This is a genomic window from Bacteroides sp. 3_2_5, assembly GCF_000159855.2.
Taxonomy (GTDB): Bacteria; Bacteroidota; Bacteroidia; order Bacteroidales; family Bacteroidaceae; genus Bacteroides; species Bacteroides fragilis.
In genome coordinates, this window is sequence record NZ_JH636044.1 from 402609 (window position 1) to 416723 (window position 14115).

Consider the following 14115-nt stretch of genomic DNA (forward strand, 5'->3'; position numbering starts at 1 on the left):
ATGTTACCTGCCTGTTCTACTTAAGTTAGTGTCGGTTTAAGCATGAAGTGGCTGTCAAGGGTGTTCCGGCACCTCTGTAACCCGGAAGTCCGTACCAATCAATCCCTCTTCCGAGTAGCCTTCACAATGAATCACGTATTCTCCGTCCTCCTGATCGTTTAGAAAGAAGGATACTTGTGCTCTACCTTCCTTGTCGGTTTTTACTGTAGGATTCCAGTACAGTGTATTTCTTTGTTCCGAATGTTCGAAGAATGAATGATCGGAAAGAGTAGGAGTATAAAATTCTTTTGTCTGGTTATAACCTATCCACTGGCAGATTTTATTATTCGTTGCTATAACTTCTCCTTGTATCGGACGGCTATATAATACGATAGTGCCTCCATAACTGCTAAATCCTCCGAACTGAGTGGACGTCTGTTGCAGGACTTCTACCCGTTCGATTCTGGATGCCTCCATGCTATATACAACTTCAGGATCTTTGGCAATATACCCATCCAGTACCAAGACAGCTACTGTTCCTCCGGGAAGTCCGTTGATGTGGGCATACTGTAAGTTACTCTTTGTTTTATCCGGATTAGGAACCATGGTGATGCCGGGCACTGTTCTCAGTAATTGACGGACATCTCCAAAACTGTTGCTTGCTTTCACTTGAGTACTTGTTTTCACGAATCCTTCACTATAAGGACGCCGCTTTTCAATCGGATCTTTTTTTCGTGCGGTTACTTTCACTTCTCCTAATTCGAATAGCTGTTTGTCAATCTCCTTTTGGGGGATGTAGGACTTGGTAATATCCCATTGTACATGAAAAGAACTATCAGGTGCAAAAGGAGAAGGCATATATTTCACCGATGGAACCGGAATGGAATCATCAAGTTTGATCGGATAGGTTTTCCCATTCTTGTCGGTGGCTGAGAGCATGACTTCCTTTGTTCCTTCAAAAGAGATTCCCGATAGGCTGAAACGTTTTTGTCCATCCAACGGACAGGTAATAAATTGTTTGAGTGAATCTTGACGTAGGATAGCCTGAAGTTCAACAGATTTAGCCTTCTGTTTATTTATATTTTCCACTTTTCCTGATAGGATGAGAGATTGTTCCATAGGATATCGGGGGAGATTGTCGGGCTGGTTGAAAACTTCAAGTGAGTAGCGTCGCCATCCTTGTGTCAGCAATAGCAGTTCTATTTTAGACAGGCTTTCAGTATCTTCCGGATTCCAGTAGCTTAATGGTTGTTCCGTTTGCCCTTTCAGGTTGCTACTAAGAAATAAGTAGGTACTGAAGTTGTCACGGATCGTTGGTTGCTCTAAAAAAGTTTGTGCAACTGCCAGCGAGAAAGAACCCGGTTGGGGAATTCCTTTCTTATCAGTACTACGGATATTCACCGACATTTTTCGATGTCCTTCTTGTACCGAAATAGTAGATGAAAGTTTTAGGTTGAGTGTTTCGGGAAAGTGAGTAAATACCAGCCTTTCACAATAGGCATGATAGTCTTCATCGATCAGGGTTAGTGTGAAGACGCCCGTAGGAAGTTTATCTAAAGGCAAATCGAAAAGTGTACGCGGTTGCGAACCATCGACGGGTAGTATGGCAATCAACCGTCCTTCTTGATGGAGGATAAGTGAATAAACCGAGTTTTTGGTTGAAGGGCCAATCTTTTGAGTCAATAAGATACGTAATGCTTCTTTCAGGTGTTTAACAGTGATTACAAACCCCTGCTCGCTTATCGAAGGTATTTTAAAGTCTGTGTTATCTCCTGCCAGACGGGCAATGTATTTTTCTTTTTTCTGTGGGATGAAAAAGAAACTTCCTTTGCCCAAGTGACTGGTAGCAAATTTACGGATACTGTCTCCATGGGCATTCAGTATGACCCCTTCTGTTTGAACCCCTTTTCCGGTGTTGGCATCCACTACTTCGAATGCTATTCGGGAGGTGAGTCCATTGATTAGATTTCCTCCTTCCGGGAAGAATCTCAGTTTAAATTTTGTTGTCTGCTGGGGAATGTTGTCTTTTTCTGAATCTCCATAAATCGTTAGTTCACGATGGAAGAAAAACTCCGGATCAAAATTCTGCATCCATCGGGTATAGGCACGAAGTTGATAATGGCCGGCGTGTAGATGTTCTGGGATCGAAAAGCTACCGGAGGCTGCTCCGTCTGCCAAAGGATACTTGACTTGTTTTACAATATCTCCTTTACTATTTGACAGATCTATGTATACAATCCTGCTGGCTTCGGTTGCTGAGGAAGAGAGTGTTTGATACACTTTAAACCAAATGGTTTCTCCGGCATAATAGTTGGTACGGTCTTGATGCAGATATAATTTCTCTATCGGATTTTCACGGGCATACCGGTTGAACCGGGCTGACAAAAGAGTATCGCTTACGGCTTTTTGTGGAGTTGCTATGCAATGGATGGTGCATAATAGACAAAGAATAGTTAATGCTGAATGTGTTTTCATAATGAACAAAGGTAGTGAAAAAAGATAATAGTGACTGACAGTATTCCAACTATCAGCCACTATTGTCATTGAATTTACAGTTTTCTGTTTATTTATAAACTTCCAGTTCGTAGATACGTGTATCTCTGCCTCCGGTGCTCTGTGTAGGACGAGTCACAAGCAGACGGATGTAACGTACCTTTCCGTCATAGTTCAGCGGACGTGAAACGACATTTGCATGGTTACCGTCGATAGCATCCAGAGTCGTCCATTCATCGCCCGGGTTCATTTTACCTTGCAGGAAGCAACCATTGGTGATGTATGAGTGACTTTCCTGTCCGGCGTTCACCATCTTCCAACCACTGATGTTTTGTGCTTCACCCAGATCGAAGTCTACGTAGTTCGGAGTCTGCGAAACGTCACACCACTTTGTATCCGTTTTACCATCCAGCAGGAAGTCCGGTTTTTCTTCGTCGTTGGTATATCCGGAGCAAGCAATGATTTTAGCTCTTTTCAGGATATTTTCGCGTACTGCTTCTTCATCATTTCCGGCAGTAGCTGCATTACCTACGTTATTGGTGCGGAAAAGAGTGCCGGCAACGGTTGTAGCCGGTTCATTTTCGGCAACCAGAGTAGCAGCAAACAAAACCACTTTCTCATTTCGGGGCAAGATTACGCTGGTAGCTCCCTTCGGAATATCCATACCAAATTTGAACATATAAGTGAATTCATAAGGCTGATCACCGTTGGATGCATGGCGGTGTGTACCTACATAGGCAATCTCAGCATCTTTCAGATATCCTTTGGTGTGTCCTTTATGTCCCCATTGGCCGATGAAGCCGGTATAAGAAGGTACAACGAATGAAGCGGTCTGCTTGCCAATGCGGAAGTCGGCCTGATTGTCTCCTTCGGTAGAGGCGGCGAGGATATAGAGACGGTTGTATTTGTTTCCCGCAGGCAGTTGCAAGGTATCACCTTCACAAGTCATTCCGTTCGCAATCTCTTTTTCTCCCAAACGGAAAGTGATCTGACCGGCTATCAGTGAGTCCGGCAGAAGTTCGGCTGCAAAAGAATAGCCCGATTCGAAATCGCCTTCTCCACGGAATTCATTATAAGAAGCACATTTGCGGTCGTAGTCAAGCGGTAAAGCGGCATATTCGATCGGAGACGCCTCACGTCCCGATGGTTTGAGGCGTACTTTGTAAGTTCTTACAGAATAAGGAGTGATGTTTACCTGCAACTTGTTTCCTTCGAAAGTTGCATTGCCGATTGTCTTTTCCGTACCGTTGGCTTCGCTGGCACTGATGATTTCCCCTGCAAAGGTCAGTGTGGCTCTCTGTGCTTTCCGGCCTTCGGTTTCGTATACGCGTACTACATACTCATCGGTTTCTTCCGCTTTCTTCAGTGCCTTGATCAATACATTGCGGTTGTCCGAAGCGACAAACGAGAACGATTTTCCGGCATTTCCTTTGTGTTTTTCCGTACGGAAGGCTTTCAGTTGCTGGTTCAGCTTTTCGGCTTTCTCTACAGTGGCGGGTTTATCCAAGGCTCCCTGATGTGGTATCAGGCTGTAAGTGAAGGTATGATGACCGAGATCCTGATGATCCTGATATGCGTAACCTCCGCGTGTTTCCGGTGTGTGGAGCAGGGTGAGGCGGATCGTATGGTTATCCGGCTTGTCCCATCCATATTTGCTGTCGTTCATCACCGATACACCATAACTTCCGTCACGATCGGTCAGGTCGGCCCAATATTGTGCATATACTTCGTAAGCTGTTTCGGTATTGTTGCCACGTTGTATGCTGCCGATACCCAAGTCGTACGTAGCCTTTTCGTTTTCAATATTGAGCGGGAATTCGGCTTTTAACAATGCGTTGGTCGATTGCCAGTCTATTTCGTTATAGAAGTCGATGCGTTCTGCACGGCTACCTTCATACAGACGTATGTATTGACGGAAGACAGATTCTCCGTGACGTTTCTCGACACAAAGCGATTTACGTAAAGTTCCGTCTTCAACCAAAGTTATTTTCACGTCATCCGTAATCGAAACCGGAGTACGGTCGGTTGTCTCTTTCAACACTTCCCATGCCGGCCAATTGTATGACTTGTTCTGAGTGAAGAGTGCCAGGCGGATTGCTTTCCCGGCTTTCACCAGCTCTTTGCCGTTCTTTTTGTCAGTCAGAGAGACGATATCTCCATTTTTATCCAATGTAATCTTGTACAGAGAGTTTTCCAAGGTATTGACGTTCGTCGAGATGTTGCTTGCACCGGTTCCTGATGTGCGTACGTCATATACCACATATCCTGTAGCCGGAACTGTTGCTTCTACCAGGATGCGTGCTTTTCCGTCGGTACAAGAAATGAGCTGAGCCGATACTTTTTTGCCCTTTTCATCGTACACCGTTATCCCTTTGGGGGCTTTTGGAAGGTCAAGTTCTATTTCCGCAATATCTGTAACCGTAAATCCGAGTGCATTATAAAGGATTACCGGAATACCGCTGACCCGTGTATCCAATTCCCTGCCGATACCATGAATGGAAGAAGTCAGTACATTGGAGAACTGTTTCAGTGAGATCAGTTCATCGTTCCATGAAAATTCATAGGCACGCGGTATACTGGTTCCTGTCAGGTCATCGTGGAACTGATGATAAATGAAGCGTTTCCATGCTTCATTGATGGTGCTTCCCGGATATTTGGCCTGATTCAGCCATTCGGCAGTTACGGCAGCTCTTTCGGCCGCGTCTCCCAGTAATTCGTTCTGGCGGTTGTACAATTTCATGGCAGCCTGTGAGGTGTAGCATCCTGTACCGTGAACATCCATCAACAGTTCACCGTCGAATACCGGTAATTCCGGATGATTCTTATAAGGAAGGTAATCTTTGTAAAGCTGGTCGCTGGTTGCACTGACAATTTCTACCGGACCGTTTCCGCGAAGTCCTTTTTCCACTGAACGGACAGAGGCCAGTGTCGGTGATCCGCCGATATCGCCTGTACCGTAATATCTGTATACTGTATTAAGAGGTGTACGGCCTGCCAGTTCTTTCAGTTGTTCGTTTTCTGAAAGGTCTTCGTCGTTCCATCTTCTGCCATAATCATATCCATGTGCCAGCATGATAGACGATCCGTCTATTCCTTTCCACAAGCCGATTGTAAACGGATGCTTGCTCTTACCATAGAACGGATGCACACGCCAGTCCAGTTTTTGTGAAGAGAAACCAATCAGGCCGCAGTGCGAAGCGATAGTAGGCAGTGTCCAACCAAATCCGAAACAGTCGGGCAGGAAGATGTCCGTGCTTTCCACTCCGAATTCTTGTCTGTAATACTGTTGTCCCAGCATAATATTGCGGATGAACGATTCAGTCGAAGGTACCAGAGCGTCCGTTGCGTCCCAGCTACTTCCGGAAATGTGCCAGCGGCCTTCCCCGATGTACTTCTTCATTTCTTCGTATTGTGCGGGATAGTACTCCTTCATCCAGGCATATTTCACTCCGCCTTCAAAGTTGAATACATAGTTCGGATACTTTTTCAGCAGAAACAGGTTCTGGTTGATCGTGTTCCATACATACTCTTTAATGGTAGTCTGTACATCCCAGTTCCACTGAGTGTCCAGATGGGCATCTGCTACCATGTAGGCTTTCGCCTTTTTCTCCTGTTTGTTCCCTTGGGCGTACGAGTCTCCTCCGGATAACAGCAGGGTAGCTGCCAGCATAGCAATGTGTAATTTCATGTTTGCTTAATACATTATTTAATTAATAAATGAGGAATTATACAAAGGTGACCAAATTCGCAGAAAGGAGATGAAAAATACTGTTCAATAAATAGCAGAATCTGTTCAGATGTGCTTTTAGGGCTCTGTGAGGGGGATTGAAATGTTGAAAAGAACAGATTTTGTTGTTTATTGAACGAAAATTATCGTCTTATTAGTTAAAAATAACTTTCCTTTGCAATGTTTCGAAACCGTAAGAGCTATACTATGAAATACATCCCGTCTTATATTCCGAGGATTATTTCCATAACGATGCTTTTATACATTAAAGATTTATAGAACCTGTTTTTTAAATTTATGTACTATGCGTAAAAAAGAACAAATGTTTTGGCTCGCAAGTCGTAGCAGAATGTGGCGCATACCACTTTGTATGGCTGCCTTTTCGCTTTTGCCAAGTGCCTACAGTTTCGCTAGCGCCGAAAACCCGGCAACAGAAACTGTATTGGCAGTGAACTCCGTTCAACAACAACGGACCGTAAAGGGTATAGTTATCGACGCCAATGGCGAAGCGGTAATTGGTGCTAACGTAAAAGAGCCGGGGAGTACAACTGGTACCATCACCGATATGAACGGTGAATTCTCGCTGAGTGTCGGCCCTAAAGCTACACTTGAAATCTCATTTATTGGTTACACAACACAAAAAGTAAACGTAGGCGCATCAAACACAGTTAAAGTAATTCTAAAGGAAGACACAAAAGTACTCGATGAAGTCGTTATTACCGGTTTCGGTATGTCACAGAAAAAGGCAACACTGACGGGTGCCGTTGCTGCAATTGCTTCTACTGACATTGAACGTTCCAATGCAACAACAGCATCAGGTGCATTGGTTGGTAAAATAGCAGGTATCAATACCCGTCAGAATGATGGACGTCCGGGTGCTTCTACACAACTACAGATACGTAATATGGGTGCTCCATTGTATGTAATTGACGGTGTTGTATCTGATGATGGACAGTTTAATCACATGGACTTTAACGATATAGAATCTATCTCTATATTGAAAGATGCCTCTGCTGCAATTTATGGTGTGCGCGCTGCCAATGGTGTAGTAGTGGTTACATCAAAGAAAGGACAGCGTAATTCGAAGAATTCCGTATCTATTAATGCTTACTATGGTTGGCAGCATAATTCACGTTATGTTCAGCCAGCTAAGACTAAAGATTATGTGAACGCTTATGTCTCTGCAGAAACTTGGGCTAAAAAGGCGGACAATGATCGCAGGTACAACAAAGAGGAATATGCAAAATGGATGGCCGGTACTGAGAAAAACTACCAGGGTTTTGATTGGAGCGACTATATTTGGATTACTGCTCCTCAATCATATATTAGTGCGAATCTTTCAGGAGGTACCGATAAGGCTAATTATTATGTAGCAGTTTCTCATATCGATCAAGAAGCGACTGTACGTGGTTACGGTGGATTCAGACGTACAAATGCCCAGATGAATATTGATATGAATATTTCTGATCGTTTCAAGATTGGTGCTACGATGAATGGACGTATTGAAGATCGTCACCATCCGGGTGTTCCTGGAGGAGATGATACATGGTTGCCTCGTTTTGCAACTATGAAGAATCAGCCGACAAAGCGTCCGTATGCCAACGACAATCCTTTATACCCACAACTTGTTTCTGACCAGAAAGAGACAAATTTTGCTCTTTTAAATTATGACACCAGTGGTAAGGTATCCGATGTATGGCGTGTTATTCAAATGCAAACAACTGCTGAATATGAGATATTGAAAGGATTGAAGGCTAAAGGTATGTTGGGCTATTATTATGCTTATAATGAACTGGATAATCAGGAATACACATTCAAATTGTATGGATACAATGAAAAAACGGGTGAGTATTATGAAACGGCTGCTATGGATAATCCTTATCGCGAACGTAATCGTGAGAAGGTAGAGGATCAATTTGCTAATTTCCAGTTGAACTTTGATCGTAGGTTTGGTAATCATTCTATCAATGCTGTTGCTTCTTTTGAGGCTACACAACGTAAGCGCCCCAAATCATGGGTACATTCAGTTCCGGTTGCCAACGGTATGGATCTGATTCGTTTTAAGGAGATTGTGGAGTATAATGATACTGGTAACAATACGGAAGCTCGTATGGGATGGTTAGGACGTATCAATTATAGTTTTGCTGATCGTTATCTGATCGAATTAATTGGTCGTTGGGATGGTTCTTGGAAATTTAAACCGGAAAATCGTTGGGGATTCTTCCCTTCTGCCTCTTTAGGATGGAGAATTTCTGAAGAAAATTTCTGGAAAGAAAGTAAGATTGCCAACGTGTTTTCTAATTTGAAGATACGTGGTTCATACGGTGTGGTTGGAGATGATAATGTGAGTGATTATACTGCGTTCGATTACCTGCCTGGTTATAAATACAATAACGGTGGTGCCGTATTGGATGGCGATTGGGTTGTTGGAACTGAGACTCGTGGTTTACCTAATAAAACTTTATCATGGATGGAATCTAAGATCCTGGATATTGGTGTAGATATGGGCTTCTTTAATAACCGTCTGAATGCTCAGGTAGACTTCTTCCAGCGTATTCGCGATGGAATTCCTGAATCTCGTTATGACGTGTTGATTCCAAATGAAGCAGGTTTCTCTTTACCAAAAGAAAATTTGAGATCGGACAAACATGTTGGTTTTGATGCAATGGTAAACTGGACCGATCATGTTAGTGATTTTAATTATAGCGTTGGTGCTAATATGACTTATTCACGTTTCTGGGATTGGGAACAATATGATACACGTCATAGCAACTCTTGGGATGTTTATCGTAACAGTATTTGGCATCGTGTTGGTTATGTAAATTGGGGATATGAAGCTGTTGGCCGTTTTACAAGTTGGGAACAGATTGCTACTTATCCGATAGATAACGATAGAAAAGGAAACAAGACAGTTGTTCCGGGTGATATTATGTATAAGGATGTCAACGGTGATGGTGTAATAAACTATATGGATGAGCGTCCAATCGGTTACCGTAGTGATAGTACTCCTACACTCAACTTTGGTATTAATTTGTCGGCAAGCTGGAAAGGTTTTGATTTGGCAATGGACTGGACGGGTTCGGGTATGACATCATGGCAACAGCAATATGAAACGGCTCGTCCGTTCCAGAATGATGGTAACAGTCCGGATGAGGTATTTAAAGATGCTTGGCATCTGGCAGATATCTGGGATGCGGACAGCCAGTTGATTCCTGGAAAATATCCGTTAATTCGTTTGAATAATGAAGAAACAAGTGCTTATGATAAGAGTACATTCTGGCTGCATAATGTGAAATATATTAAGCTGCGTAATCTGGAGTTTGGTTATACTTTACCCAAACGGATTGTTGCGAAAGCTGGTATCAGTAATTTGCGTTTGTATGTGTCTGGAACCAACCTGTTCTCTATCAGTAATATACCTTTTATGGATCCGGAGTGCATCAATTCAAATGGTTTGGACTATCCGACGATGCGTGTGGTTAACTTAGGTATTAATCTCAAATTTTAAGTAAACAATGAAAAACAGATATTTTTTAATGGCTCTTGCTGCTGCAGGAGTATTATCGTTGAGTAGCTGTAATGGCTTTCTGGATACGAAGCCAAACGACATTATGACACAAGATCAGGTGTATGCTGACCCGGCGTTGGTAAAATCTGTTCTGGCTAACTTTTATGGCCGTATCACTTTTGGCCAACGTAATGAAGCAGTAGAAGATTATTTTATGCTGGATGAGGCTATTCATTATGATAACAATAGTGATGAGAATATTGATAGAAATAAATGGCGCCCTTATGACTATACACTGATTCGTAATCTGAATCAATTCCTACAAGGTATTAAAGGATCTACTGCTGTAGATGAAGAGACCAAGAGACTGTATGAAGGCGAAGTTCGCTATATTCGTGCTTGGACTTATTTTTGTATTGCCCGTGGGTTAGGTGGTATTCCAATTGTAGGAGATGATGTATTTGACTATACCGGTGGTATGGATATTACTACAATTCAGGTTCCCCGCTCTACTGAAGCTGAAACTTATGACTACATTATTAAGGAGTGTCAGGAAGCGGCTGCTATGATGAGTAAGCAGACTAATAAAAACAATTCTCGTGCAAACTATTGGGTAGCAAAAATGTTGGAAGCGCGTGTAGCAATTACGGCAGCGTCATTAGCTACATACAATACGGTGGCCGAACATCCTCAATTGAGGACTGCTGGTGGTGAAGTAGGTATACCCGCAGATAAAGCAGAAGGCTACTATCGTACAGCTTTAGCTGCTGCAAAGGAGGTTATCGAAGGAGCTGCAGATGGTACGGCTTCTCCATATAGATTGATGTTAGCTGCTGATAAAACTTCAGAAGCTTTGGCTGATAACTTCTTTAAAGCAGTTTGTGAGAAAAGTGGTAATACTGAAGTTATTTGGACACGAGACTACGCTACTCCTGGCTATGGTCATGAATTTACAAAGAATTGCTTACCTAAAAGTATCGAACAAGATACTGGCAGTGATAGAATGTCTGTATTATTGAATTTGGTTGAGGCTTATGAATCAACAGATGCAACGGAATCAGAACGTGGTAAAGCTGCAAAGTTTGATATAGGTACATTAGATGATCCTAAATTCTTTGATGATCCGATGGATTTGTTTGCAGACCGTGATCCACGTTTGGCGGCTACAGTTCTTTTACCGGGCTCCACTTTTGATGGAAAATTAATAGAATTACAGGCTGGACAACTGAACAAAGTAAATGGTCAATGGATAGAAAGAACAGGTCGTAGAAATGAAACGGATGCCCAAGGACGATTGATTACTGCCAATAATGGTCCGTTCGGAGGTAATGAACGTGAAATTAACCGTACAGGATTCTTCGTTCGTAAATATCTGGATAAAACTCCTTTGGCCGGTACTCAAGGTACAAAATCAGCTATGTGGAATGTATATTTCCGCATTTCGGAAGCTTACTTGATTGCTGCTGAGGCTTCTTGGGAACTGAGTCGTAACAACAGCGATGTAGAAGCTTTGAAATATATCAATGCTGTTCGTGAACGTGCCGGTATTCAGCCTTTAACTTCTATCGATCACCAGAAAATTATGCATGAGTATCAAGTGGAATTTGCATTCGAAGGTCATCGTTGGTGGGATTTGAAACGTTGGATGGAAGCTGATAATATTTGGACTGGAAATGAAAATGATCGTACAGCACAGCGTCTTGGCTTATGGCCTTACCGCGTAGTTGCAGATGGGGATGCTAATAATGGTAAATGGGTATTTGTAGAAAAGAATATGCAGACATTAGATTTATGGCGTAAACCGCTGAAGTGTACTGATGTTCAGTATTATTCAGAAATCGACAATGGCTGGATTAATAATAATCCGAAATTGGTTAAAAACCCGTATCAATAATCTAAAATTAGAAGAGACAATGAAAACAATATCAAAGATTTTTTCAGTATTGCTGTTAGGAGCGATGATGTTTACCAGTTGTATGAAAGACAACTACGATGCTCCTGAGTCAATGTTGACAGGTCGTGTGATGTATAATGGTGAAGCATTGCAACTTCGTGGCAATGAAGCTGTACAATTACAGCTTTATCAACATGGTTATGCTAAACACGATCCTATTAATGTATATGTTAATCAGGATGGTATATATTCTGCTAGTTTGTTTAATGGCGAGTATCAGATGATAACAAAGAGTGGAAATGGCCCTTGGACTTCTGAAGGGCGTGATACTATCAATGTAACTGTTGCTGGCAATACAGTGCAGGATGTTGAAGTTACTCCTTATTATCTGGTAAGAGATGCACAGATGACCTTAGAAGGTAATAAGGTAAATGCATCTTTTAAAGTAGAAAAAGTTGCAGGTGGAGGAATTGACCGGGTATTTTTCATGTTAAGTACTACTCAGTTTGTGAATGATGCAGAACATAATGTAGACCGTTATGATGAAACTGATAATTTGGATGCTTACGATGAAACAGGTAAATTATACACTTTTGCCACAAGAGACTATACGGATAATAGTATGTTCCAAACTGCTTTGAAAAGAGGCACATTGTTCGGTCGTATTTGCATCTGGCCTAAAGGCTCTGATCAGGGTATTTACTCTAAAGTAATCCGACTGAAATAATTCATATCAATGTTTAATAGGGAAAAGGGTATCGGGCTTTCCTGATACCTTTTTCTTTTTCAACAAACTCATTAATAACCCTTAAATTTTATGTTATCATGAACAAGAAATTTTTTATAACTGCAGTAGTATTAGTATCTTTAGGTATGACAAACGTGATGGCTAATACGTCGAATAATGAACAAATCGAGGTAAGTAGTGTGAATAAAGTGGCTACTACCGAATATTATTTGGAGATTGGTTCTCAGAGTGGTTCCGGTTTATTTGAAGAAATAGAATTATTGGACCCTACTGGGAAAGTTTTGAGAATTAAGACAAAGCGTGGTGGAAGAGTAGAGATATTCTGTCATGGAGATAATTCTGATTCTTATAGATTGTGGTATACAGCAGATAGTTGGACTGGGGAGATAATAACCGAAGAAATTAAAGCAAATCGTTTTACTATAAGTACTAGTTATAATGAAAGTGCTAGTAGTAGTTCTACGACTAAATATGAAACTCGGTATTATTATATCAGAGAAAAATAAATTAATACTTTGTTAAAATCAAAAGTTCCCCTTAATTTGGATCACATTTCGAAGATCCTGAATAAGGGGACTTTTCTTAATTTATATATTCAGCATGAAGAAACTTTTATTTTCCCTTTTTACTGTTTTTTCTTTCTGTGTTCCTTCCATTGCACAGCAGTATTCCAACCCCGTTATTAATTACAGCCTTCCCGACCCTACGGTTATCAAGGCAGATGATGGTTATTATTACCTGTACGCAACGGAAAATATCAGAAATCTTCCTATTCACCGATCGAAAGATATGGTAAACTGGAGCTTTGTGGGTACTGCTTTTACCAATGAAACCCGCCCTACATTTGAGCCGAAAGGAAATCTTTGGGCACCGGATATAAATAAAATCGGTGATCGGTATGTGATGTATTACTCCATGTCTGTTTGGGGTGGAGAGTGGACCTGCGGGATTGGTGTGGCTACGGCAGATAAACCTGAGGGACCTTTTACCGATCATGGAAAACTGTTCCGGAGCAATGAAATAGGGATTCAGAATTGTATCGATCCTTTCTATATAGAAGATGGTGGTAAGAAATACCTTTTTTGGGGAAGCTTTCATGGCATTTATGGAGCAGAACTAAGTGATGACGGGCTCTCCCTGAAAGAAGGAATGAAACCACAGCAGGTGGCAGGCACAGCCTATGAAGGAACTTATATTCACAAACGGGGAGGCTATTACTATTTGTTTGCCTCTATCGGTCGTTGCTGTGAAGGATTAAAGAGTACGTATACCACAGTGGTGGGGCGGTCGAAATACTTATTTGGCCCTTATGTAGATAAAAAAGGGGAATCGATGCTGGAGAATCATCATGAAGTGCTGATTGATAAAAATGAAGCATTCGTGGGTCCCGGGCACAACTCGGAGATCGTAACAGATGATAAAGGAGCGGATTGGGTGTTTTATCACGCTGTCAGTGTGGCCAATCCTGAAGGAAGAGTGTTGATGCTCGACCGTGTAAACTGGAAAAAAGGGTGGCCTGTTGTAGAGGGTGATACACCGTCGTTGCAAGCAAAAGCACCTGTTATCCGGCACAAATAAGGGAGTAAACATCAGTATGCTACCTACTTCTAATGGTATGGATACCTGTATATTACGTCTTATTCCGTAATCTTTATCTTGTCCCGCGTACCTGGGCTGCCGTGCCCGAGTACGTGGATTCATGGGCACAGGCACCCGGACTCATGGGCCCGGGTATACAGGACGAAGTAAAGATTGCACTATTTCCA

7 protein-coding genes are annotated in these 14115 nt (G+C 42.1%); 5 read left to right on the top strand and 2 right to left on the bottom strand.

Going from position 1 to position 14115, the window contains the following annotated elements:
* Nucleotides 1–54: 54 nt before the first annotated feature.
* Both BSHG_RS15850 and BSHG_RS15845 read right to left on the bottom strand, forming a co-directional pair.
* Nucleotides 55–2523, bottom strand: a complete 2469-nt coding sequence (locus BSHG_RS15850) for a Plug domain-containing protein (protein ID WP_008658068.1) — start codon at nucleotides 2521–2523, stop codon at nucleotides 55–57.
* 19 nt (nucleotides 2524–2542) lie between these two features.
* Nucleotides 2543–6160: a glycoside hydrolase family 38 C-terminal domain-containing protein gene (locus tag BSHG_RS15845; RefSeq protein ID WP_008658071.1), complete on the bottom strand. Its 3618-nt coding sequence runs from the start codon at nucleotides 6158–6160 to the stop codon at nucleotides 2543–2545.
* A 343-nt stretch (nucleotides 6161–6503) separates the two neighbouring features.
* Between BSHG_RS15845 and BSHG_RS15840 the strand changes: the two genes are divergently transcribed.
* The 5 genes from BSHG_RS15840 (at nucleotide 6504) to BSHG_RS15820 (ending at nucleotide 13927) form a co-directional block, all read left to right on the top strand.
* Complete coding sequence (locus BSHG_RS15840) at nucleotides 6504–9707, top strand: SusC/RagA family TonB-linked outer membrane protein (protein ID WP_005784067.1); 3204 nt, start codon at nucleotides 6504–6506, stop codon at nucleotides 9705–9707.
* A gap of 7 nt (nucleotides 9708–9714) precedes the next feature.
* Complete coding sequence (locus BSHG_RS15835) at nucleotides 9715–11601, top strand: RagB/SusD family nutrient uptake outer membrane protein (protein ID WP_008769234.1); 1887 nt, start codon at nucleotides 9715–9717, stop codon at nucleotides 11599–11601.
* A 19-nt stretch (nucleotides 11602–11620) separates the two neighbouring features.
* Nucleotides 11621–12328: a DUF3823 domain-containing protein gene (locus tag BSHG_RS15830; protein ID WP_008658074.1), complete on the top strand. Its 708-nt coding sequence runs from the start codon at nucleotides 11621–11623 to the stop codon at nucleotides 12326–12328.
* A 98-nt stretch (nucleotides 12329–12426) separates the two neighbouring features.
* Nucleotides 12427–12855 (top strand): hypothetical protein, encoded by a 429-nt coding sequence (locus BSHG_RS15825; protein ID WP_008658076.1) that lies wholly within the window; start codon nucleotides 12427–12429, stop codon nucleotides 12853–12855.
* A gap of 94 nt (nucleotides 12856–12949) precedes the next feature.
* Nucleotides 12950–13927 carry a family 43 glycosylhydrolase gene (locus tag BSHG_RS15820; RefSeq protein WP_005784076.1) on the top strand — a complete coding sequence of 326 codons (978 nt, stop codon included), beginning with the start codon at nucleotides 12950–12952 and terminating at the stop codon, nucleotides 13925–13927.
* Nucleotides 13928–14115 lie beyond the last annotated feature (188 nt).